Below are 23,357 nucleotides of genomic sequence, written 5' to 3' on the forward strand. Positions count from 1 at the left end.
CAGATCCGTCACCGGGGCGAATAAACAGGTTTCCCGGACCGTTGCCATGCACCGGGCGCGAAACGGGTGGAACAAAAAATGGCACCTGCTGATGATTTGCGCAAAGGTGATTTGCAAAAAGGAAGGCGGACAGGACGAGCCTGTCCGCTTTCTTGTCTGTTCGGGATGACCGCGCGCTACTTCTGGCGCGGTTCGTAGCGGAAGACCTCGTCGTGGGAAGCGACGAAGAACTCGCCATCGTCCGAAACCCAGCCGCGGAACATGCCGTCCGTATTGTAGGGGGCGGCGATCGTGCCGTCCGCGCCCACGGCGACGAGACCTGCGCCGATGTTGTGGGGCTTCAGGTCTTCCATGACAACCTTGGTGGCGGCGGTCTTCACGTCCTCGCCGAGATAGGCGACGCGCGAGGCGATCTCGTGTCCCACCACATGGCGGATGAAGAACTCACCCTTGCCGGTGCCGGAAACAGCGCACACGCCGTCGCGGGCATAGGTGCCCGCGCCGATGATCGGGCTGTCGCCCACGCGCCCGTCCGGCTTGTTGTTATAGCCGCCGGTAGAGGTCGCCGCGGCGAGGTGGCCGTGCTGGTCGAGCGCTACCGCGCCGACCGTGCCGTGCTTTTCCGCCTCGCGGGCCTGCTCCAGCGTGCCGGCAGCGGCATGCGCCTTCATGGCGGCGAGGGCCTTCTTGCGGCGTTCGGTGGTGAAATAGGACTGTTCCACGATCTCCAGCCCCTTCGCCTCGGCGAAGCGGTCGGCGGCCGGTCCGGTGAGCAGCACCGCATCGTCGTGTTCCAGGACCGCGCGGGCGGCCAGAATGGGGTTGCGGATGTGGCGGGCGGCGCTCACAGCGCCGGCGGCCAGCGTCGAGCCGTCCATGATCGAGGCGTCAAGTTCGTGGATGCCGTTCTCGTTGAGTGCTGCGCCGTGGCCAGCATTGAAATGGGGGCTGTCCTCCATGACGACGACGGCCGCCTGCACGGCGTCGGTCGCCTTGCCGCCCGCGGCAAGGATTGCGTAACCGGCTTCCAGCGCCCGGCCCAGATCGCGGCGGGCTTCCTGCCATTCCTGCTCGGTAAGATCCAGCTTGGCCATCACGCCGCAGCCGCCGTGAATGGCGAGGGCGAACTTTGTCATGGGGAAACTCCGTGTTCAGAAGATTGCCTTGTCCGGGAACAAAGAGGCGCTTTTGCTACGCGTACCCGTTTCGGGCAATTGCGGTCCGCAAAGGTGCGGCCGTCAATGACGAGCATATGGTCGTAAGGGATACCGGCGGCATGGCCGGTATCCCAGGATTTCGAGCCGGACAGATTACTGCTTCGGCTTCACGTCCATGGCGAGGGTGTCCTCGTCCGAGCGCGGGGTGTAGGTGATCTTGTCAGCCTTCAGGCCCCAGGCGGAGAGGTTGATCGCCAGCGGCAGGTCCGGACGGTCGGTCGCGACGAGCATGTTGGCCTCCTCAAGCAGCGCGCGGCGCTTGGCTTCGTCCATCTCGACGCTGGCGGCCTGGATCAGCTCGTCCATCTTCGCGTTGGAGTAACCGCGGACGTTGAAGGCGCCCATGGACTTCTCCGGGTCGTTGGTGTGCATCAGCGAGGAGAGCATGTAGTTCGCCTCGCCCGTCAGCGTGCCCCAGGAAGCCATGTAGAGCGAGTATTCGCCGCGGGTCTTGGCCGGGTTGAACACGGCGGCCGGAACGCCCTGCACATCGACCGTCACGTTGATGGCGGAGAGCATCTGGGCAATCGTCGGTCCGAGCTCGGTCGGCATGCGGTCGTTCGCGTAGGCGAGGGAGACCTTGAAGCCCTCCTGGTAGCCGGCTTCGGCCATCAGCTGCTTGGCCTTCTCGACGTTGTACTCCGGAACCGGGATGTCCTTGTTGTAGCCGAAGATGTTCGGTGTCACGAGCTGCGTGGAGACCACGCCCATGCCTTCGAGCGCGTATTCGACGAGCGTCTCGCGGTCGATCACGAGGTCGAACGCTTCACGAACGCGCGGGTCGAGGAACGGGTTCTTCTCCATCTTCTTGCCCGCATTGTCCCAGACCTGCGGGGTGTCCTCGCGGAAGTCGAACTCCAGGTACGGGATGTAGATGGACTCGTACTTCACGACGGCGAGGTTCGGATCGGACTCGATGCTGGCGAGGTCCGTGGTCGGAACCTTGGAGATGATGTCGACCTGACCGGCCTTCAGCTGGGCGACGCGGGCCGCGTCATTCGGGATCTCCTTGCGGATCACCTTGTCCCACGGCTGCGGGCCGTCCCAGTACTCTTCGAACTTTTCGAGCACGAGGTCCTGAGTCGGAGCCCAGCTTACGAACTTGTAAGGCCCGGTGCCGATGGTGGCCTTGCCGGTGTTGAAGCCCTCGGCCGCAGTCTCTTGGGTGGAGTAGTCGGCGGCAGCCTTGTGGGAGACGATGAAAAGGCGCACGAAGTCGTTCGGCAGCGTCGGGGCCGGGCCGTGGGTCTTCACGCGGATCGTGTAGGGGTCGATGATCTCGACGCCGGCAACGCGGCGCACGTAAATTGTCGACGGGTTCGGGCCGGTTACGTTCGGGATGCGCTCGATGGAGAACTTCACGTCCTCGGCGGTGAACTCCGAGCCGTCATGAAACTTCACGCCCTGGCGCAGCTTGAATTCCCAGGTGGTGTCGTCGATGGCTTCCCAGCTCGTAGCGAGCGAGGGCAGGATCTCCAGGTCGTTGCCCGAACGCAGCAGCGTGTCGAAGACGTGCTTCGTCGCCTCGGCGTTCGCGGCGGTGGCGGTGAAGTGAGGGTCCATCGAGGCCGGGCCCGACTTCGTCGCGATCACCAGGTCAGCGGCCCACGCGGAGAGCGGGGACGCCAGCATGGTGGCGACAAGGGCAGTTCGCAGCATGGATTTCAGCATTCTTGTTCCTCTTCTAGATGTGATGCCCAATTGACAGTGTCCTGCTGTGGCTTGGAGCAGGATCGGTTTGGTTCAAGTTCGTCGGCATCGATCACCTGGGGCCACTGATCGGACGCCGAAACGAGCTTGGTCAGAATTTCGGACAGACACAGCCTTTCTGCAGGGCTCAGGCACTCCAGCATCCGGCGCTCGTGCTCGATCATCACGCCTTCCGCGAACTTGACCGCGCCGAGACCCTTTTCAGTGAGGGCCAGCAGGATCTTCCGCTGGTCCTCCTGATCAGTCTCGCGCTCAATCATGCCGAGGCGGAAGAGCTTGTTCGTTGCGCGGCTCAGGGTGTTCTTGGGGAAACCCGAGGTGCGGACAACATCAGACAGCGTGGAGCGCCCTCCCAGATAGAGGGACCAGAGCACCACGAACTCCGGACGCAAGAGGCCCAGATGCTGCTGGATGAAGCCGTAGACCGGGTTGTTGAAGTGCAGGGCCAGGTAGTTCAGCCGAAACGAGAACCAGCACGGATTATTCCACAGCTTGGCATGCATGAGTGCTTCGGCATCCGAACTGATGGAAAGCGCAGGAACCTCCCGCCCTGCGCGTCCTTCAAAGAGTGCCTGTTGCACCGGATTGCTCATCTTGCATGTCTCGCTTTCCGGAAATAATCCCAAATGGAACTTTATTTGCCGAAACTATCTTGCGTCAATGGCAATTTTTGATCCATAAAGAACTAAATTGCTTTTCCTCGTCCGCCGGGCGAGGGGCCGACGACAGTCAATGTCGCGTCCGCAAACTTCCAGAAAAAGGGATGAGAAATGCGCATTCAGGACATGCATTGGAGCAAGGTCGAGGAACAGGTAAAGAAGGATGACAGATGCGTACTGCCGCTCGGCTCCGTCGAGCAGCATGCCTATCTCAGCCTGGCCACCGACATGATTCTGGCTGAGCGGGTTTCCGTGGAAGCCGCCGAGCCGCTCGGTGTCCCGGTCTTTCCCTGCCTTCCCTACGGCATGGCTTCCGGTTTTGTCGATTTTCCGGGCACCGTGACGCTGTCCATGCGCACCTACATCGGCATCATCGAGGATATTCTGGACAGCCTCTATCACACGGGCTTCCGCCGCATTCTCATCGTCAACGGCCACGGCGGCAACACGCCGGTGAATCCGGTGATCAGCGAGTGGCTGAACCGTCACCGTGACGCTTCGGTGAAGCTGCATGACTGGTGGCGCGCGCCCAAGACCTGGGCGAAGGTCATGGAGATTGATCCGGCTGCGTCGCACGCAAGCTGGATGGAGAACTTCCCGTGGACCCGTCTGCCCGGCGCGCCGATCCCGAACTTCCAGAAGGAGCGCATCGATTTCGCCGCGACCTCACGCGTCGATGCCGGCCGCAAGCGCGAGCGCATCGGCGAGGGCAACTACCACGGCGTCTTCCAGCGTTCCGACGAGGACATGCTCGCAATCTGGAAAGTGGGCGTCGAGGAGACCCGTTACGAGATAGAACACGGCTGGCACTGACCTGGAGGGCGCGCGCCGCGCGCCCCTTCACCAGCCCGCAATAACCATAAAAGAGGGGCAGGCATGGCATCCTTCATTCTGCGCAGGTTCGGACAGGCGGTCATCGTGCTGCTCGTCATGTCCCTGCTTGTTTTCCTGGGTGTGTATGTCATCGGAAACCCTATTGACGTGCTGATCTCTCCGGATGCCACGCAGGAAATGCGGCTCCAGGTGATCAGGCAATACGGGCTCGATCTTCCGATCTGGCAGCAATACCTGGAGTTTCTTGAACGTCTCATGCGGGGGGACCTGGGGCGTTCGTTCGTCTACAACATGCCGGTGATGACGCTGATCGCGCAGCGGCTGCCGGCAACGCTCGAACTTACCCTGATTGCCGTGCTTTTCGCTTCCGCCGTGGGCATTCCGCTCGGCATTTATGCCGGCTACAAGCCCAACAGCGTCCTGGCGAAGTCGATCATGGCGGTAAGCATTCTCGGCTTCTCCGTGCCGACCTTCTGGATCGGCCTGATGCTCATCATGGTCTTCGCCGTTCAGCTCGGCTGGCTTCCTGCGGGGGGACGGGGACAGACGGCTGAGCTCTTTGGAGTTCCGTTCTCGTTCCTGACGGCCGACGGCTGGAAGCATCTCATCCTGCCGGCGCTCAACCTGTCGCTGTTCAAGATGTCGATGATGTGCCGCCTGGCGGCATCGGGCACGCGCGAGACGATGCTTACCGACACGATCAAGTTTGCCCGGGCGGCGGGCATTTCCGAAGGGACGATCCTGCGGCGACACGTCCTCAAGCTGATCTCCATCCCGCTGGTGACGGTATTCGGTCTCGAGCTGGGCTCCACGCTCGCCTTCGCGCTGGTGACCGAGACGATCTTCAACTGGCCGGGCCTCGGCAAGCTGATCGTGGACTCGATCATGTCGCTCGATCGCCCCGTCATGGTGGCCTATCTCATGCTGGTCTCCGCGCTGTTCGTCTTCATCAATCTCTGCGTCGATCTCGCCTATGCCGCGCTCGATCCGCGCCTGCGCCACGGGAGAGGCTGACATGACCGTCGAAGCTCGATCCGCAAGTTCCGTCTCTCCGGCAGCCGAATTCTGGCGGACCTTCCGCCGCAACAAGGTCGCGGTGGGGGCACTGGTCGTCGTGCTTGCCATCATCGTCGTGGCCATCTTCGCGCCGTTCATCGTACCGCAGGACCCGTATGACCTGAAATCGCTGGTCCTTCGTGATGCCCGCCGTCCCCCGGGTTATGTGGGGTCGAGCGGCATCGTCCATCTGCTCGGCACCGACAGCCAGGGCCGCGATCTGCTCTCGGCCATCGTGTACGGCCTGCGCATCTCCCTGCAGATGGGGCTGCTGGCCGGTGCGATCGCCTTCACCATCGGCGCCGTGGTCGGCTGCTTCGCCGCCTATGTCGGCGGGCGCATCGAAGCGCTCATCATGCGCATTGTGGACATCCAGCTGTCCTTCCCGGCGATCCTTCTCGCCTTCGTGGTGGCGGCCATGCTTGGGCAGGGCAAGTCGCAGCTGATCCTCGCGCTGGTGTTCGCCCAATATGCCTATTTCGTGCGAACGGCCCATGGCGCCGCCTCGGCGGAGCGTCAGAAGGATTATGTTCAGGCCGCGCTCTCCGTGCCGATGAGCGGATGGTTCGTCGTCACGCGGCACATCATCCCGAATTCTCTGCCGCCGCTGATCGTTGTGGCGACGGTGCAGGTGGCCTCGGCCATTTCGCTCGAGGCGACCCTGTCGTTCCTCGGCGTCGGCCTGCCGCCCACCGAACCGTCGCTCGGGATGCTCATCGCCAACGGTTTCCAGTACCTGCTGTCGGGCCGCTACTGGATTGCGATCTACCCTGGCGTGGCGCTGATCATTCTCATCATGGCGATCAACCTGGTCGGCGACCAGATCCGTGACCAGCTTAATCCGAGGTTGCGCAAATGACCCATCTTCTGGAAGTCACTAACCTCAGGACCTATTTCCAGACGGACAAGGGCACCATCAAGTCCGTGGACGGCATTTCCTTCACGCTGGAGCGCGGGGAGGTAATGGGTCTCGTGGGCGAATCCGGCTCGGGCAAGTCGATCACCGGTTTCTCGCTGATCGGGTTGCTGGACGCGAACGGAAGCATCCAGCCGGGCAGCTCCATCAGGTTCAACGGGCGCGAACTGGTCGGACTGAACGAACGGGAGCTGCGCAAGATACGGGGCAAGGAAATCTCGATGGTCTTCCAGGACCCGATGATGACCCTGAACCCGGTGGTCAAGATCATCGACCAGATCGGCATGGCCATCCGTGCGCACGAGCAGGTGTCGGACGCGGAGGTCCGCCGCCGGGCCGTCGAGGCGCTGCGCAAGGTCCAGATCGTCGACCCCGAGAACAAGGTGGACCAGTATCCCCACGAGTTCTCCGGCGGCATGCGCCAGCGCGTGGCGATCGCAATCGCGCTCCTGCACCGGCCGCAGCTCGTGATCGCTGACGAACCGACCACTGCGCTCGACGTGTCGGTCCAGGCCGAAATCCTCAAGGTGGTGAAGGAACTCGTCGCCGAGATGGGCACGTCGCTCATCTGGGTTAGCCACGACCTGGCGACCGTTTCCTCCATCGCCGACACGATCGCGGTCATGCGCCACGGGAAGATCGTGGAGGCAGGCCGCGCGCGTGAGGTGCTGCACAACCCGCAGCATCCTTACACAAAGGGACTGCTCGACGCGCTGCCCTCCCGCTCGCAACCCGGACAGCTGCTTGCCTCTTCCGCGACGGAAGCCGCAGGCAGGATGGATTTCACGGGTCTCGGCGGATCTGCCATCGGGGCGGATCCGGATGCGGAATTCGTCAAGGCTGTGGGTGTCGAGAAGATCTTCGCGCCGAAGGCCGGGTTCCTGCGCAGGCTCGGCATCCGCGCGGGACTGGCCAAGGAGCCGAAGCCCGTCAACGCGGTGAAATCGGCGAATGTCACCATCGCTCGCGGCGAAATCCTGGGCCTCGTCGGCGAGTCGGGTTCCGGCAAGTCTACGCTCGGCCGCATTCTTTGCGGCATCTATCCGGCCGACGCCGGCACGGTGACAGTGGGCGGCCAGCCTGTCCGGTCGGAGAAGGGTAAGCTCGGGACGCGCGTGCAAATGATCTTCCAGGATCCGTTCGCATCGCTCGACCCAAGGCGGACGATTTTCCAATCGGTCGCCGAAGGTCCGATCGCACACGGATTCTGCACCCGGCAGAATGCTAGGGAATATGTGAACCGGTGGCTACGCGCCGTGGCCTTCGACCCGGCGATGGCCGACCGCTATCCGCACCAGTTTTCGGGCGGCCAGCGGCAGCGCGTAGCCATCGCCCGTGCCCTCGCCATGCAGCCGGAGGTCATCGTCTGCGATGAGCCGGTGGCCTCGCTCGACGTGTCCATCCAGGCGCAGGTCATCAACCTGCTGATGGAGCTGCGGCGGAACCTCAACATCACGATGCTGTTCATCAGCCATGACCTATCTGTCGTGAACCATCTCTGCGACCGGGTCATCGTGATGCGGCACGGCGAGATCGTGGAGCAGGGACCGGCGCAGCAGGTCTTCACTGCCCCGCAGCATCCTTACACCAAGATGCTGATTGACGCGGTTCCGAAGCTGGCGGCCTGAGCCGAAGCTCATCCGTCTACTGGGGGCTTGCGATGGCAGGCCCCTTTTCCTTTGACCGAACGATTTCCGCGCTTTCGCCAACATCAATGACCAGGCGCGTGACCGCGCTCGCCTGCCTGCCGACACGTCCCGAAAGCGACACTCTGCGGCGCTGCACAAAAGGGAAAATGGTCCCGGAAAAGGCCCTTTCCGTGCGGGGCTCCGAAAAAAGCGGCGGCCGAGGGCCGCCGCAGTCTGGCTTCAGGAGGTTAGATCGATCCGGCCGAACAGGGATTCAACGCGGCTAGTGCTGCTGCGGAAGCCGCCGCGACCGGTGCCGGGCTCGATGCCAGTCGGCCGTCACCGCGCCGCCGGCGCCGACAAGGGCAGTCTTCCTGCCGCTCATGACCGCTTGAACCCATCCAGGCCGAACAGCGGGCGCAGGTAGATGCCGGCAAGGCTGCCGATGTAAGCCATCACGAACCAGACCCAGCCGTGCAGGCTGCCCGAGGCAATGCCCGAGAACAAGGCGCCGATGTTGCAGCCGAAGGAGAGGCGGGCGCCATAGCCCATCAGCAGACCGCCGATGATCGCCGCAAGCCAGGACAGGAACGGCATGTGCGCCTTCGTTGCAAACTTGCCGGCAAGCGTCGCCGCCAATGCTGCGCCGAGAATGACGCCGAAGTTCATGACGGAGGTCACGTCGAACAGCACGCTGTTGTGGAGCGCTGCCGCCTGGACAGGGTTCTGCCAGAACTGCCAGCCGGAGACCGGGATGCCGACGGCCTCGAAGAGCTTGGCGCCCCACAGGCCAAAGCCATAGGTCACCGACCAGGGGTGGCCAGCGAGCAGCAGGGTGAACACGTTGCCGAGCGCAAGCACGAGGGCTGCGAGGATCAGCGGCCAGGGACCATGCAGGAAGCTCGTCAGCGTGAGGTTGCGGAGACCGGAGAAGATAGGTTCCACGTTGCCATGATTGCGCTTCTCGACGAAGGCAAGCAAGCCGATGATCGCCGCGAGGCCAGCGAGCGTCAGGAGCGTGCCGCCAAGGGCGCCGAAGGTCTGGCCGAAGCGGATGACCGGCAACGAGGGCAGTTCGAGCCAGAACGGCAGATGCCAGGTTCCGACTGTAGCGCCGATGATGAACCCGGCCAGCGTCACCAGCATGCGGGCGCTGCCACCGCCGACGGTGAAAAGAGTACCGGAGCCGCAGCCGCCGCCCAGCTGCATGCCGAGACCGAACAGGAACGACCCGAAGATCACCGAAACGCCGACAGGGGCCCAGGCGCCGATGAAGCTGCGACCGAGATCCGCGGCGCCGCTCATCAACGGAATGAAGACGATGGCCGTGATGCCTATCATGAAGAACTGCGCGCGCATGGAGCGGCTGCGTCCTTCGGTGGCAAAACGCTTCCAGCCGCCGGTGAAACCAAACGACGCCTGATAAAGCGCGAACCCCAGCATGCCGCCGGTCAGGAACAGCAGCGCCTGGTTCAGGCTGACCAGATTCGTGATGGCCATCACGCCTACGATGAAGGCGAGCGCGACGACCAGAAGCGCGTATGTGTCCACGCGAATCTCTGGCAGTCTGGTGTCAATCGTAGCTGTGGTCATGGACCCCCTACCCGATGAATGGAATGAGGTCCTTTATCTCACCCGCTCGCCTGGAACTGAAACAAACTTCTTCTGCCAAAATCCGCGAAGCGGGAAATTTGTCAGCGGATTCCGAATGCTTTCGGGAATGACATTCTTTCAGAGATGGCCGAGACCGGCTGGCTCTGGCGATCGTACGCGGAGCGCCATGATCACGAGCACTGGAACGAAGAAGAACGCGCTGATTTTCCTGACCTGTTTTTCACCCCGGCATCTGCCGCCATGCGGTGCGGCTGATTTGGATCGACGAGCATCCGCAGTTCGCCTGGAAACCTCCGGCCCTGCCGGAGGTTTCTTCGTTAGATCAGAGTGCGGCGTTGGGCGCTTCGCATTCCTGGGTTCCAGTGGCCCTCCAGGGGCGGAACCTGAACCAGGCGAACAGGATCCAGACCATCAGGACCAGTCCGAGGTAACCGAAAAACGGGTAGATCTTGTTGATGAGCTGGGTGAAGCCGAGCAGGCTTCCCCCGAAGGCCAAGGCAGCCCCTACGGCGCTCGCGGGGCGAAAACGGGATGGAGACGTCTCACTCAGCCGGGCGGCAAAGGAACAGAGTACGCCGACGGCCGTGTTGAGGATGGAGGCGAAGATGACGAAGGCCATCAGGAACCCGAACACCGGCGATGCGCGCATGGCCAGGTAGAGGGACGGCAGGGGAACTTCTGCGATCTCGGAAGCCCGGACATAGAAGCTGGCCGCCAGCAGGAGCATGAGAAGGCCAAGGAGGATTCCTCCCAGCATCCCTCCCCTGAGCGCAACCCGGCGGCTGGTGGCCCTGCTACCCATGATAATGAGAAACGGCGCGCCGGCGACGATGTTGAAGGAGACGTAAAGCACCGATGCCAGGAACCAGTGGTTCGAGGCAGCGGGCAGCTTCAGCGCCGCACGTTCCATGGCCCCCGCGCTGTCGGTCATTCCCGGAAAAGCCGTCGATGCCACGATGACCACCAGCAGTACCATAAGGGGCGTAACACAACAGATGATGGTGATGAGTTTTTGAAGGCCAAGCCAGACAATCAGGACAGAAATCGCGGTTATGAGCAAGGCGCCCCAGATCGCGGGGACGCCCGAGAGCTGCTCGACGAGCGCGCTGCCACCGGCGAACATGATAACCAGCACCGCCAGCATGAAGATGGTGATCAGCGCGTCGAGGAAGACGCTGGCGGGATAACCGCTGATGGCATAGAGGGCGTCCTTGTGGCTGGCTGCATTGAAATGGTGTCCAAGCCCCGACAGTGCCGCGGCAAAAAGCGTGAACAGGATTGTGCTGAACGCCACGCCCGCCAGTCCGGTTATTCCGAAGCTTGAGAAGAACTGGACGATTTCCTGCCCGGACGCGAACCCGGCTCCCACGATGATACCGACAAAGGCGGCGGCGATACGGGCAATCTCCCTGAAACCCCTCAAATTTCCTCCAAACAATTTCTCAAGTATTGAAATGAATAGAAACGGATCAAATGAAAACAGCAACGCATGCCTATAACCCAACGGCAATACTGCGCACAATGAAAATGCAATCCTTAGACGTCAGTTTGTGTCAGTGCCAGAGCGATTGCAGGAAAGAGATAGTCGGTTGTGAACGGCGACCCCCACTCAGGTGATGCGGGGGTCCAGCGGTCACAGCCTCGCTGAATCGAAGATAACTTCGAACCCGCCCCAGAACATGCGCATTCCGTCAAAAGGCATCTCGGGGAATTCCTGACCTTCCATGCTCGCTTCCATTGCCTTCGTGGCGGCATCGCATGTCTCGCGGTCGGCCCAGGCGGTCCAGCTGAACAGGGGCACTTCGCCGTCTTCCGCCTTCGTCGCGCGATAGAAGTCGGTCTTCGTGCCGTGGGGAACGTCGACGCCCCAGGCTTCCACCACGCCGAGGCACTTATTGGGAGCGAAGGCGCTTTCCCAGGCTTCACTGGCCATCCTGATATAGGCTTCCCTGTTCCTTTCGGGCACGGCGAGCGCAAATCCCTGGATATAACCGGCCGTCTGATCCGAGCCGGCGGTGAACACAGGCGAGAATCCACCATAGATCATCCGGCTTCCGTCGAACGGCATTTCCGAGATCTGCATCATGGCATTCTCGGCCTGCATCCTTTCCCATGCCGCGTCGGCCGCCTGCTTGTCCGGCCATTCGGTCCAGGCGAAGACGATGGTCTCGTCCTCACGGGCATCCACTGCCTTGTAGAAGTCAGTCACCTTCCCCTTCGGAATGTCTACGCCCCAACCTTCGACCATGCGCGTGCAGCCATAGCGTTGGAAGACAGGCCAGGCCTCGTGGACATGGTCGATGTAGATCTGGCGGTTCTTCGTGGGAACCGCGGCGACAGTACCAGCATAATACGTCATGAACACCTCCCTCGTTCGTGCGGCTGGTCTGGATGCCGGGGGAGCATGACTCCGGGGCGAGGGCATAGCAATCCGCCCGCCCGTTCTCTGCTGACATCTTGTGTCAGTGCGGCACGAAAGATGCTTCCATCCACAGACAATGGAATTGTGATGGAATCGAATGGGACGGCTGTCCCTGAGCAGACAAAGATGCAACCGCAGGATCCACGTAAATGAACGCAACCGGTCTGGCGAGTCTCGCGCGGCAAAGGGTGGACGGCAGGGGCGAGATCGCGCTCCGGTTCCGCGACGGCCGCACGCGCATGTGCAGGCTCTACCAGGAAGGCGCGGCGAGGATCCGCATGCCGGAAGTGGCCGGCGATCCGCTTGAAGCGATCCTCATCAACATGGCGGGCGGCCTTACCGGCGGCGACCGGCTGGCATGGGATGTCGAGCTCGATGAAGGCACGTCTGGCACGATCACCACGCAGGCCTGCGAGCGCGTTTACCGCTCCGCGGGTGGCGAGGCGCGGATCACATCCCGGTTACGGATTGCAACCGGAGCCCGCCTTGCGTGGTTGCCTCAGGAAACCATTGTCTTCGACCGGTCATCGCTCACGCGCCGCCTCGAGGTGGACATCGCGGAAGGCGCGGAGGCGCTGCTGGTCGAAGCCACGATCTTCGGGCGGCGGGCGATGGGCGAGCAGGTACGGCAGGCGCGGTTCAGCGACCGCTGGCGGGTGCGCTACGCCGGACGGCTGGTTCATGCGGAGGAGTTTCTCGTCGGTCCGGACGCCGCGAACGACCTGGTTGCCCGGCCGGTGCTCGATGGTGGCACGGCAATTGCAACGGTGATGATGGTGTCCGGCAGGGACGAATGCCCGGTTGATCCGGTCCGGAAGATCGTCGGCGATGGGGGCGGCGTGAGCTTCTGGCAGGTCGGGTCTGCCTTCAAGCTGTTGGTGAGGCTTCACGGTGCTGATGGCTACGGGCTGCGCAAACGGCTTTCGCCTCTGCTGGCCCTGCTGAACGGAAAGGCAGGACTGCCTAAAGTTTGGGCATTGTGACGACGTGCGAGCGAAAAGCGGAACGAAGAAATGAATCTGACGCCACGGGAAAAGGACAAGCTTCTGGTTGCCATGGCGGCCATGGTCGCGCGCCGACGTTTGGAGCGCGGCGTGAAGCTCAATCATCCGGAGGCGATAGCCCTCATCAGCGACTTCGTGGTGGAGGGTGCGCGCGATGGCCGCTCGGTGGCCGAGCTAATGGAGGCGGGCGCCCATGTCCTCACCCGCGATCAGGTGATGGAGGGCGTGGCCGAGATGATCCACGACATCCAGGTCGAAGCAACATTTCCGGACGGCACCAAGCTCGTGACCGTTCATCAGCCGATCCGCTGAGGCGGAACTGATCCAGAGGGGATAACTGCATGAAGACGTTGAAGGTTCTCGCACCGGTAGCCGCTGCCGCACTGGTCGCCAGCCCCGCGCTCGCCCATGTGGGGCCGGGCGCCCATGACTCGTTCGCGGCCGGCTTCGGCCATCCTTTCTCGGGTCTGGACCACATGCTGGCCATGGTGGCCGTCGGACTGTGGGCGGCGATGCTGGGCGGCCGCGCGCTCATCCTGGTTCCCGCGGCGTTTGTGGGCGTGATGATGCTGGGCTTCATCGCCGGGGCGGCAGGCGTGCCGCTGCCCTTCGTGGAACCGGCCATCCTCGCTTCGGTGGTGGTACTTGGCCTGCTGGTTGCGCTCGCGCTGCCCATGTCGGCGCTCGCGGGTGGCGCCTTGGTAGGCTTCTTCGCCCTGTTCCACGGACACGCCCATGGAACCGAAGTCGGAACGGCGGGGTTCCTTGCCTATGGCGCGGGCTTCGTTGCCGCGACCGTGCTGCTGCACGTCATCGGCATCGTCTCGGGGATCGCTCTCGGCCGCTTCGGCCCGGTTCTGCTGCGGGTTGCCGGCGGCGCGACCGCGCTTGGCGGCCTGATGCTGATGGCAGGGTGAGGCGCTATGATCCCCGGAGAAGTCATCACCCGTGAAGGCGAGATCGAGCTTAACGCCGGCCAGCCCACGGTCACGCTGAAGGTCGCCAACACAGGCGACCGGCCCATCCAGGTCGGCAGCCACTTCCACTTCTACGAGGTGAACAAGGCGCTTGCCTTCGACCGCAAAAAGGCGCGCGGCTGCCGGCTCGACATTCCGGCCGGCACAGCCGTGCGCTTCGAGCCGGGGCAGGAGCGGGACGTCACGCTCATCCCGCTCGGTGGCAAGCGCGAGGTTTACGGCTTCCGCCAGATGATCATGGGCAGGCTCTAGGAACGGTGGGGAACACACATGCCAGCAAGGATTAGCCGTGCAGCCTACGCGCAGATGTTCGGCCCGACCACCGGCGATAAGCTCCGGCTCGCCGACACGGAGCTCTTCATCGAAGTCGAGCGCGACCTCACCATCTACGGCGAGGAGGTGAAGTTCGGCGGCGGCAAGGTCATCCGCGACGGCATGGGCCAGAGCCAGGTCTCGCGTGCAGACGGCGCCGTCGACACGGTCATCACCAACGCGCTCATTCTCGACTACACCGGCATCTATAAGGCCGACATAGGCATCCGCGACGGTCGCATCGCCGGGATCGGCAAGGCGGGCAATCCGGACATCCAGCCCGGTGTCACGATCATCATCGGCCCGGGAACCGAGATCATCGCGGGCGAGGGCAAGATCGTCACCGCCGGCGGTATCGACACGCATATCCATTTCATCTCGCCGCAGCAGGTGGATGAGGCGCTTAATGCGGGCATCACTTGCATGATCGGCGGCGGCACCGGCCCCGCGCACGGCACGCTCGCCACGACCTGCACGCCCGGACCGTGGCACCTCGCGCGCATGATCCAGGCCTTCGACGGATTGCCGATGAATTTTGGCTTGTTCGGCAAGGGCAACGCCTCGCTGCCGCAGGCGCTCGAGGAAATGGTGCTGGCGGGGGCTTGCGGCCTGAAGCTGCACGAGGACTGGGGCACCACGCCCGCTGCCATCGACAACTGCCTGTCGGTCGCCGACCGTTTCGACGTGCAGGTGACAATCCACACCGACACGCTGAACGAGGCAGGTTTTGTCGAAGACACGGTCGCGGCCTTCAAGGGCCGCACGATCCATTCCTTCCATACCGAAGGTGCGGGCGGCGGCCATGCGCCGGACATCATCCGCGTCTGCCAGTTCCCGAATGTACTGCCCGCCTCAACCAACCCGACGCGACCTTACACGGTCAACACGGTGGCTGAACACCTCGACATGCTGATGGTCTGCCATCACCTGTCGCCCTCCATCCCCGAGGACATTGCGTTTGCCGAGAGCCGCATCCGCAAGGAGACTATCGCTGCGGAAGACATCCTGCACGACATGGGCGCCTTCTCGATCATTTCCTCCGACAGCCAGGCCATGGGCCGCGTCGGCGAAATGATCATCCGCTGCTGGCAGACGGCAGATAAGATGAAGCGACAGCGCGGCAGCCTGCCGGAAGACGCGCCAGGCAACGACAATTTCCGCGCCCGCCGCTATGTCGCCAAGTACACCATCAACCCTGCAATCGCGCATGGCATTGCCCACGAGACCGGCTCGGTCGAGGTCGGCAAGCGCGCGGACCTCGTCATCTGGTCGCCTGCCTTCTTCGGCGTGAAGCCGGACATGGTTCTGCTCGGTGGCTGGATCGCCACGGCTTCCATGGGTGATCCGAACGGCTCGATCCCGACGCCGCAGCCGATGCACTACCGTCCGATGTTCGGCTCCTTCGGTCGGGCGCGCACGAATACGTCCGTCACCTTCGTCTCCCAGGCAGCACTCGACAACGGCCTGCGTGAAAAGCTCGGCGTAGAGAAACAGATGGTGGCCGTGCGCAACACGCGCGAGGGTATCGGCAAGCGCTCCATGATCCTCAACGATGCCATGCCGCACATGGAGGTCGATCCCGAGACCTACGAGGTGAGGGCCGACGGCGAACTGTTGACCTGCGATCCCGTGGACATTGTGCCGATGGCGCAACGCTACTTCCTGTTCTGAGGATGCCCATGCTACGTGTCACCAGGATCATCCCGGCAGCCGAGGCCGGCGCTGAAACGCCAGCGGACCGTGTCGTGCTGGAGCGGGACGAGCGGCACCTGCGCCGCAAGGCCATCACACTTGAGAGCGGCGTGAAGGTGCTGGTGGACCTGGCTGAACCGGTCGTGCTGGAGCATGGTGACCGGCTCGTGCTCGAAGACGGGAGATCGGTGGAGGTTTGTGCCGCCGTGGAGAAGCTCTACGAAATCACCGGCCAGAACCAGAAGCACATTGCTGAGCTTGCCTGGCATATCGGCAACCGTCATCTGCCGGCGCAGATCGAGGCCGACCGGATCTACATCCTGCACGACCACGTCATCAGGACGATGCTGGAGGGTCTGGGCGCCGCGGTGAAGGAGGTGGAGGCAATCTTCGCGCCGGTGCGCGGTGCTTATTCCGGCGGCCATGCGCATCATGGCCACGGTCATGATCATCATCATCATCATGACCATCATCACCACTCGCACGGCCACCATCATCACCACAAGGGTCATGAACATGATGAGCGCGGGTGAAAACAGCACGGCCTTGCTGCGGCTGATGGCCTGGCTTTCGCCGGTCTTCCCGGTGGGCTCGTTCAGCTACAGCCACGGGCTGGAGCGGGCGGTGCATGATGGTCTCACGTCTGATGTGCGTTCGCTTGAGGACTGGCTGCGCTGGTTGGTGACGCGCGGCTCCGGCTGGAACGACGCGGTGCTGTGTGCGGAAAGCTGGCGGGCCTCGTCCTCGACAGAACAGCTTCGGGAGCTGGCGGAACTGGCCGAGGCGCTGGCAGGCTCCCGCGAGCGGCACATGGAAACCATGCTGCAGGGCAGGGCGTTTCTTGCAGCGGCAAAGAGCTGGCCGAGCGACGTGTTCGACCGGCTTCCCGCCGATTGTCCCTATCCGGTTGCGGTCGGGGCGGTTGCGGGCGCGCATGGCGTGCCGCTGGCTGCCACCGTGGCGGCTTTCCTGCAGGCTTTCTGCATCAACCAGCTTCAGGCGTCCATCCGTTTGTCGGTGACGGGCCAGAATGCCGTCACCACGATCATGGCCAATCTCGAGCAGTTGCTGGTGGCGACCGCTGCGCGGGTGGCGCAGTCGGGGCTCGATGAACTCGGCTCGGCCACCTTCATGTCCGAAGTGATGGCCATGAAGCATGAAACCCAACCTTCGAGGCTGTTTCGCTCATGACACAGATCAACGGACCCTTGCGTGTCGGCATCGGCGGACCGGTCGGTTCCGGCAAGACAACCCTGACGGAAAAGCTCTGCAAGGCGCTGCGCGGCCACTATTCGATCGCCGTCATCACCAACGACATCTACACGCAGGAAGATGCGATGATGCTCGCCCGCTGCCAGGCGCTGTCCGAGGATCGCATCATGGGGGTGGAGACGGGCGGCTGCCCGCACACGGCCATCCGCGAGGATGCCTCCATCAACCTTCAGGCCATCGCTGAGATGAACCGTAGGTTCCCCGATCTCGACATCGTGTTCATCGAGTCGGGCGGCGACAATCTGGCGGCGACCTTCTCGCCGGACCTGGCCGATCTGACGATCTACGTCATCTCCGTCTGTCAGGGCGAGGAAATCCCGCGCAAGGGTGGGCCCGGCATCACCCGCTCCGATTTTCTCGTCATCAACAAGGCTGACCTTGCTCCTTACGTCCGCGTCGACCTCGACGTGATGCGCGAGGACGCCGCGCGTCAGCGCGGTAAACGGCCCTTCACCTTCACCGATCTTCACCGAGGCGCTGGCCTTGATGAAGTAATCGACTTCATCATCGAGAACGGCGGGCTGGGGCGGCGGAACTGACCGGCATCCGAATGTTCGTCTCAGTGCTCGACTTGGTTTCAGGTAACGCCTAACTCGGATTTGCCGCCACGGTCGCCCCCATGACCGGCATCGGTCTGCGTCCGACAGCGCGCTCCGCGAGCGTCAGCAGATCGAATATCAGGATCGCGAGCATGCCAACCAGTGCCGCGCCCTGCACCACATAAGCGAGGTTGCTGGTGATGAGACCCGCGATGATGACCTCGCCGAGGGTTCGGGCCGCCACGGTTGAGCCGATGGTGGCCGTTCCAAGCGCAATCACGGTGGACACCCGGATGCCCGCCAGAATGAGCGGAGCCGCCAGAGGCAGCTCGACCTTGATCAGCCTTTGATAACCGGTCATGCCGACGCTGCGCGCAGCCTCCTGGACCGGAGCGGGGATCGTCGTGAGCCCCGCCACCGTATTCTCGAAGATCGGCAGCAGCCCATAGAGGAACAGTGCCACGAAGGTTGGGGCCGAGCCGAAACCGAGCACCGGAACGGCAAGCGCAAGCACAGCTACCGGCGGGAAGGTCTGGCCGACATTGCAGAGGCTGCGCGACAGCGGCAGAAACTCCCGGCCCGCCGGCCGCGTGACGAATATCGCAGCGGCGACTGCTACGATCGTTGCCAGGAGTGTCGCGGCGACGGTCAGCGCCAGATGCGCGGCGGTGAGCTGCCAGAGCGGGGCCTGGCTGTAGATCATCGGCGCATTGCGGTTGGCGAGCGGCTGCAGGAGTCCTGCGAAGGTCTCCGGCCTTGTCACGAAGAGGCAGAGCAGGGCCCAGAGAGCAAGCCGTATCAGCCAGGCGCGGTTCATTGCAGCCTCGCCGCCCGTCTTGAAATGCCCTCGAGCGTCAGCCGGCCGAGCCGCTTGTTTGCGCGCGAGACCACGGGGAGGGCGCGGCGACCCGACCAGAGCATTTCCGCAAACGCATCCCGCAACGAGGTGTCTTCGGTGACGGGCGGGCCGGAGGCGTCTCCCTCCTCGACCGCATCCCGCACGGGTTGCAGCGAGAGCAGGCGGAAGGGACGGTCTCTCACGCCCACCAGTTCCGCCACGAAATCGTGGGCGGGATCGAGCAGGATACCCGTGGGCGTATCCCACTGGAGAACACGGCCTTCCTGCATCACCGCAATGCGATCACCGAGCTGGATCGCCTCATCCATGTCATGCGTGACGATGATGATGGTGGTGCGGAACTTCTTCTGGATCTCCATCAGGTCGTCCCGCGCCTTGGTACGGATGATGGGATCGAGCGCGCCGAACGGCTCGTCCATGAGCAGGATCTTCGGCTCCGCCGCCAGTGCCCGGGCCACGCCCACGCGCTGCTGCTGGCCGCCGGAAAGCTCGCTCGGAAAACGGTCGCGGTACTGGGCAGGATCCAGCTGGAAGATTTCCATCAGCTCATCCACTCGCCGCGCGATCCTGTCCCGGTCCCAGCCGAGCAGCTGGGGAACGGTGGCAATATTCTCCGCCACCGTCCGGTGGGGAAACAGACCATAACCCTGGATCACGTAGCCGATCTGCCGCCTGAGTTCATGGGGCGGGATGGCACGGGTGTCCTGCCCGCCGATGCGCACGCTGCCGGAGGTCGGTTCTACCAGCCGGTTGATCATCCGCAGCAGGGTTGTCTTGCCCGAGCCGGAAGTGCCGACGATGGCGGCAACCGTTCCTTCGGGCACCGTGAGGCTTACGCGGTCGACGACCGTGTTGCCGTCATAGACTTTCGTCAGTTCTTCGATTTCGATCATGTCGACCGGGTCCTCCGGTGCGAGGCGCGGCTGATGTCAATCAAGGCATCCATCAGCACGGCTGCCGTGAAGGAGAGAACGATGGTCGGGATAACGCCGAGCAGCACGAGATCGATCGCCGCCTGGCTCAGCCCCTGGAACACGAAGACACCGAACCCCCCGCCCCCGATGAGAGCTGCAATGGTGGCGAGGCCGATATTCTGGATCAGAACGATGCGGATGCCGGCGAGGACTGCGGGAAGGGCGAGGGGAAGTTCCACGCGCATGAGCTGCTGCCGCCCGGTCATCCCCATGCCACGCGCAGCCTCCCGCGTCGCGGCCGGAACGTTTTCCAACCCCGCAAGCGTATTGAGCACGATCGGCAGCAGCGAATAGGCGAAGAGTGCGAGCAGCGCAGGGGCGGTGCCAATGCCCTTGATCCCCAGCGAGGCTGCGAACGGAATGTGGGCGGCGAACCAGGAAAGAGGGGCGATCAGCAGCCCGAACAGGGCGAGTGAAGGAATGGTCTGTATGAAGGTGAGCCCGTTCAGCACCGTCGGGCGGGCCCGGCTCGCATAACGGCAGAATATGCCGAGCGGAATGCCGGCTATGCAGGCAAAAAGAAGCGATCCGCCGGAGAGAAACAGGTGCTGCCCGGCCTCGCGCCAGAAAGCCTGTGCCTGATTGGCATACTCCTTGAGGAGCGAGAGGTTCGACCAGATGCCGCTTGCCACGAGCAGGACGAGAAGAAACGGGAAGCTTATGCCCAGCGCCAGCCGCACCCACGGGTTCAGGCGGATGTGGGCCATCGCATTGGCCATCGTGAGGAAGCAGGCGAAAAGCAGCAGCCAGAATCCGCTTGCGGGCCGGATGCGTGCGAAGCTGCCGGCGTCTGCGGCTAGATTGTCGGCGGCGAGGCCGGCGAAAATGGCAGCCACCAGGGCCGTTGCACCCGCCATCACGGCCTTGGAGGCAGGTGGCACACGCAACAGCGCGGCAAGGGCCATTGCCCCCACTGCAAGAAACAGTCCGGCCGCCTGAACGGATGTGAGAGACTCGAGGATCGGTCGCGGCTCGCCTTCAACGATCCGGTTGGCGGCAATGTTCATGAAGGGCAGGAAGAGGGCTGCGACCGCAATGGGCGCTGCTAGCAGCCCCACCCGGTCTATGCGCGCCATGCCCCACATGAGCGATCTGGAACGGCTGGTCGATGCCTGAAGGGCTGCTTCTGCCATGGATTGCCAGCCTTCGTGGCTATTTCAGGAACCCTTTCGTCTGCAGGAAGTCCTCGGCCACGGCATTCGAGGGTTCCCCGCCAACCTGTACCCGGCCGTTCAGCTCCTGGAGCGTCGTAAGGTCCAGCGCGGTAAAGACGGGAGCAAGGATGTCCGCGATCTGCGGATTCGCGTTCAATACTTCCTCACGGATGATCGGCGCCGGATTGTAGATCGGCTGGGAATGCTGGTCGTCTTCCAGTACCACGAGTCCGGAAGCGGCAATGCCGCCGTCGGTGCCGTAGACCATGGCTGCATTGGCACCATTTGTGCCGCGCGCTGCGGCCTGGATGGTGGCTGCCGTGTCTCCGCCCGATAGCGTGATCAGTTGATCGGAGGACAGGGTAAAATTGTAGACCTTCTGAAAGGAGGGAAGCCCGGCCTCGGAGTTCACGAACTCGGCGGAGGCTGCGAGCTTAACCTCGCCGCCATTGTTTACCCAGCTGGCGAAGTCGGTCATGGTCTTGAGGTTGCTCTGCTGGGCCACGTCATTGGTGACGGCGATTGCCCAGGTGTTGTTCGCGGGAGCCGGCGTCAGCCAGACGATCTTCTCGGCGTCATGGTCGAGCTTCTTCGCTTCCTCGTACCCGGCTGTTGGGTCGTTCCAGATTTCTTCGCCCGCGCGATCATAGAAGAAGGCGGCGTTGCCGGTGTACTCGGGGTAGATGTCGATTTCGCCCGCCTTGATCGCTTCGCGGACAATCGGGGTTGCACCGAGCTGTAGACGGTTCTCCGTCGCGATGCCATTGGCTTCCAGCATCAGGATGATGATGTTGCCGAGAACTCCGCCTTCCGTGTCGATCTTGGACGAGACGACGACCTGCGCGCTCGCGTGACCCGCAGCCAGCATGAACATGGCAGCGGCAATCATTCCCCTCATCTTCGATGGCATCGCTTCACCTCACCCCTTGTCGGTGCGTCCCTGTCACGATTCCCCGGCGCCGGCTGTGCCAGCGCATGCGAAACCGTGACCCTTAACGCGCGAATGCCATCTGCGTTCCATTCGTGAGCTGGCTTTGTAACGATCAGCCGTGTTCTTTCTCTTGGGGTACGAGGCGGACGGGAGTAAGGTTTATCTCGGCACCGGTGCCTTCCGAGGCGAAATTGTACGTAGATTTTGCCTAGATAAGTCGTTATCCCCTCGTACTGTTTAACAACGCCTCGGGAATGATTGGGCGGAAGAGGAGCGTTCATGAGTTCAAACATTTACATCATCGGCAGCGGCCATACCCAGTTCGGCCGTCTCACGCAGAACCTCGAGGAACTGATCGTCGAGTCCGCGCGGGAGGCAATTGCGGAGGCGGAGATCGACCCTGCCGAAATTGACGCAATCTACCTTGGACACTTCAATTCCGGCCTGGTTCCGGATGGCTTCCCCTCGTCCCTGGTGAAGCAGGCGCATCCCGCGCTGCGTTTCACGCCAGCCACGCGCTGCGAGAACGCTTGCGCTTCGGGTGCCGCAGCCATCTTCAGCGCAATGAACCTGATCCAGGCGGGCAAAGCGCGTAATGTGCTCGTCGTGGGCGCCGAGAAGATGACCCATCGCTCCACGCCGGAGGTGACGACCGCTCTGGCCGGTGCAGGCTACCAGAATGACGAGCGCGAGGCGGGGCTCAGCTTCCCGCAGGTCTTCGCCCTCTTCGCCCAGGTCTACACGGAGCGGTTCGGCGATCCGCTCGACGCGATGGCGCGCATCGGTTCCAAGAACCACCAGAACGCCATGAAGAATCCGCTCGCGCAGATGCACCGCCCGCTGACCTTCGAGCAGTGCCGCGAGGTAACTGACAAGAACCCGCTGATCGCGCCGCCGCTGCGGCTCAGCGACTGCTCGCTGATTTCGGATGGCGCTGCAGCAATCGTGCTGAGCAGCGAGAACGGAAAGGCTGCTTCCGCCAGGCGCCGCGTGCGCGTTGCCGCTGCCGAGCACGTGTCCGACTTCCTGCCCATGAGCCGGCGTGACTTCGTGTTGTTTGAGGGGCCGGAACGCGCCATCCAGCAGGCCTACAAGGTGGCGGGGATCACCGTTGACGACCTCGATTTCGCCGAGGTGCACGACTGTTTCACCATCGCTGAACTCCTGATCTACGAGGCGATGGGACTTGCGCCGAAGGGCCAGGGCGCCCGCGCGATCGACGAGGGCCGCGTGCTTGCCGACGGCAAGACGCCGGTCAATCTCTCGGGCGGTCTCAAGGCCAAGGGTCATCCCGTGGGCGCCACGGGCGTTTCCATGCACGCGCTGGGCTACCGTCAGCTGACAGACCAGGCCGGCGAGATGCAGCGCCAGGGTGCCGAGTGGGGCCTGCTCTTCAATATGGGCGGCGCAGCCGTCGCCAACTACGCGAGCATCCTGCAGGCGGATCGCGCCTGACGCTGGTGCCTGAGATTCGGGACGCGGCTCCGGTCCGGGAAGGCAGGGGCCGCGTTTCGTCGTTGTGAGCCCGGTGAGAAGTCCCGGCACCTCTCACTGGCTCGGTGATTCAAGGGGCTTGCAGTCTTGTGG

The 23,357-nt window shown here is 63.2% G+C and carries 23 protein-coding genes; 13 read left to right on the top strand and 10 right to left on the bottom strand.

The genetic code is table 11. From position 1 onward, the window contains the following. Positions 1-176 precede the first annotated feature (176 nt). From ABD906_RS01345 to ABD906_RS01355, 3 genes are all read right to left on the bottom strand, one after another. Positions 177-1,136 carry an isoaspartyl peptidase/L-asparaginase family protein gene (locus ABD906_RS01345; RefSeq protein WP_345097784.1) on the bottom strand — a complete coding sequence of 320 codons (960 nt, stop codon included), beginning with the start codon at positions 1,134-1,136 and terminating at the stop codon, positions 177-179. A gap of 174 nt (positions 1,137-1,310) precedes the next feature. Continuing rightward, entirely contained in the window at positions 1,311-2,888 is a 1,578-nt protein-coding gene (locus ABD906_RS01350; protein ID WP_345097785.1) for an ABC transporter substrate-binding protein, read from the bottom strand. Next, complete coding sequence (locus ABD906_RS01355) at positions 2,882-3,520, bottom strand: MarR family winged helix-turn-helix transcriptional regulator (protein WP_345097786.1); 639 nt, start codon at positions 3,518-3,520, stop codon at positions 2,882-2,884. The genes ABD906_RS01350 and ABD906_RS01355 overlap by 7 nt, the downstream gene beginning before the upstream one ends. Before the next feature lie 177 nt (positions 3,521-3,697). Between ABD906_RS01355 and ABD906_RS01360 the strand changes: the two genes are divergently transcribed. The 4 genes from ABD906_RS01360 to ABD906_RS01375 all read left to right on the top strand — a co-directional run bounded on the left by ABD906_RS01360 (position 3,698) and on the right by ABD906_RS01375 (position 8,020). Next, positions 3,698-4,399: a creatininase family protein gene (locus tag ABD906_RS01360; RefSeq protein ID WP_345097787.1), complete on the top strand. Its 702-nt coding sequence runs from the start codon at positions 3,698-3,700 to the stop codon at positions 4,397-4,399. Between the two features lie 63 nt (positions 4,400-4,462). After that, entirely contained in the window at positions 4,463-5,434 is a 972-nt protein-coding gene (locus ABD906_RS01365; RefSeq protein WP_345097788.1) for an ABC transporter permease, read from the top strand. A 1-nt stretch (position 5,435) separates the two neighbouring features. Next, entirely contained in the window at positions 5,436-6,335 is a 900-nt protein-coding gene (locus tag ABD906_RS01370; RefSeq protein WP_345097789.1) for an ABC transporter permease, read from the top strand. Further along, the gene (locus tag ABD906_RS01375; RefSeq protein ID WP_345097790.1) at positions 6,332-8,020 is read left to right on the top strand and encodes a dipeptide ABC transporter ATP-binding protein; all 1,689 of its coding nucleotides are present in this window, start codon (positions 6,332-6,334) and stop codon (positions 8,018-8,020) included. The genes ABD906_RS01370 and ABD906_RS01375 overlap by 4 nt, the downstream gene beginning before the upstream one ends. A 381-nt stretch (positions 8,021-8,401) precedes the next feature. On the opposite strand, the gene ABD906_RS01380 is transcribed toward ABD906_RS01375, so the two are convergent. The 3 genes from ABD906_RS01380 to ABD906_RS01390 form a co-directional block, all read right to left on the bottom strand. Next, complete coding sequence (locus tag ABD906_RS01380) at positions 8,402-9,613, bottom strand: YeeE/YedE family protein (RefSeq protein ID WP_345097792.1); 1,212 nt, start codon at positions 9,611-9,613, stop codon at positions 8,402-8,404. A 343-nt stretch (positions 9,614-9,956) separates the two neighbouring features. After that, a complete protein-coding gene (locus tag ABD906_RS01385; RefSeq protein ID WP_345097794.1) occupies positions 9,957-11,057 on the bottom strand; it encodes a YkvI family membrane protein in 1,101 nt (366 codons plus the stop codon). Positions 11,058-11,267: 210 nt separating this feature from the next. Next, positions 11,268-11,993, bottom strand: coding sequence for a DUF1428 domain-containing protein (locus ABD906_RS01390; RefSeq protein WP_345097796.1), 726 nt, complete (start codon positions 11,991-11,993; stop codon positions 11,268-11,270). Between the two features lie 212 nt (positions 11,994-12,205). On the opposite strand from ABD906_RS01390, the gene ABD906_RS01395 reads away from it, so the two are divergent. From ABD906_RS01395 to ureG, 8 genes are read left to right on the top strand one after another with little or no spacing between them, the layout of a single operon-like run. Further along, complete coding sequence (locus tag ABD906_RS01395; RefSeq protein ID WP_345097797.1) at positions 12,206-13,039, top strand: urease accessory protein UreD; 834 nt, start codon at positions 12,206-12,208, stop codon at positions 13,037-13,039. A gap of 30 nt (positions 13,040-13,069) precedes the next feature. Further along, positions 13,070-13,372, top strand: coding sequence for an urease subunit gamma (locus ABD906_RS01400; protein WP_345097798.1), 303 nt, complete (start codon positions 13,070-13,072; stop codon positions 13,370-13,372). A gap of 29 nt (positions 13,373-13,401) precedes the next feature. Next, positions 13,402-13,977 carry a HupE/UreJ family protein gene (locus ABD906_RS01405; protein ID WP_345097799.1) on the top strand — a complete coding sequence of 192 codons (576 nt, stop codon included), beginning with the start codon at positions 13,402-13,404 and terminating at the stop codon, positions 13,975-13,977. Positions 13,978-13,983: 6 nt separating this feature from the next. Continuing rightward, positions 13,984-14,289: an urease subunit beta gene (locus tag ABD906_RS01410; RefSeq protein ID WP_345097800.1), complete on the top strand. Its 306-nt coding sequence runs from the start codon at positions 13,984-13,986 to the stop codon at positions 14,287-14,289. 18 nt (positions 14,290-14,307) lie between these two features. Next, positions 14,308-16,020, top strand: a complete 1,713-nt coding sequence (gene ureC / locus ABD906_RS01415; protein WP_345097801.1) for an urease subunit alpha — start codon at positions 14,308-14,310, stop codon at positions 16,018-16,020. An 8-nt stretch (positions 16,021-16,028) separates the two neighbouring features. Further along, positions 16,029-16,574 (top strand): urease accessory protein UreE, encoded by a 546-nt coding sequence (gene ureE, locus ABD906_RS01420; protein WP_345097802.1) that lies wholly within the window; start codon positions 16,029-16,031, stop codon positions 16,572-16,574. Beyond that, a complete protein-coding gene (locus ABD906_RS01425) occupies positions 16,552-17,232 on the top strand; it encodes an urease accessory protein UreF (protein ID WP_345097873.1) in 681 nt (226 codons plus the stop codon). Before ureE ends, ABD906_RS01425 begins: the two co-directional genes overlap by 23 nt. Further along, on the top strand, positions 17,229-17,852 hold the full coding sequence (gene ureG, locus ABD906_RS01430; protein WP_345097803.1) for an urease accessory protein UreG: 624 nt from the start codon (positions 17,229-17,231) through the stop codon (positions 17,850-17,852). The genes ABD906_RS01425 and ureG overlap by 4 nt, the downstream gene beginning before the upstream one ends. Before the next feature lie 49 nt (positions 17,853-17,901). Here the strand turns inward: ureG and ABD906_RS01435 are convergent, their stop codons facing one another. The 4 genes from ABD906_RS01435 to osmF all read right to left on the bottom strand — a co-directional run bounded on the left by ABD906_RS01435 (position 17,902) and on the right by osmF (position 21,749). Beyond that, the gene (locus tag ABD906_RS01435) at positions 17,902-18,669 is read right to left on the bottom strand and encodes an ABC transporter permease (protein WP_345097805.1); all 768 of its coding nucleotides are present in this window, start codon (positions 18,667-18,669) and stop codon (positions 17,902-17,904) included. Continuing rightward, entirely contained in the window at positions 18,666-19,604 is a 939-nt protein-coding gene (locus ABD906_RS01440; protein ID WP_345097807.1) for an ABC transporter ATP-binding protein, read from the bottom strand. The genes ABD906_RS01435 and ABD906_RS01440 overlap by 4 nt, the downstream gene beginning before the upstream one ends. Continuing rightward, positions 19,601-20,770, bottom strand: coding sequence for an ABC transporter permease (locus ABD906_RS01445; protein WP_345097875.1), 1,170 nt, complete (start codon positions 20,768-20,770; stop codon positions 19,601-19,603). The genes ABD906_RS01440 and ABD906_RS01445 overlap by 4 nt, the downstream gene beginning before the upstream one ends. A 67-nt stretch (positions 20,771-20,837) precedes the next feature. Continuing rightward, positions 20,838-21,749 (bottom strand): glycine betaine ABC transporter substrate-binding protein OsmF, encoded by a 912-nt coding sequence (gene osmF / locus ABD906_RS01450; RefSeq protein ID WP_345097809.1) that lies wholly within the window; start codon positions 21,747-21,749, stop codon positions 20,838-20,840. 300 nt (positions 21,750-22,049) lie between these two features. Between osmF and ABD906_RS01455 the strand changes: the two genes are divergently transcribed. Continuing rightward, positions 22,050-23,225, top strand: coding sequence for an acetyl-CoA acetyltransferase (locus tag ABD906_RS01455; protein ID WP_345097810.1), 1,176 nt, complete (start codon positions 22,050-22,052; stop codon positions 23,223-23,225). The last annotated feature ends 132 nt before the right edge of the window (positions 23,226-23,357 follow it).

The sequence above is a fragment of the Chelativorans composti genome, from assembly GCF_039541695.1.
In the GTDB taxonomy this organism is placed as follows: domain Bacteria; phylum Pseudomonadota; class Alphaproteobacteria; order Rhizobiales; family Rhizobiaceae; genus Chelativorans; species Chelativorans composti.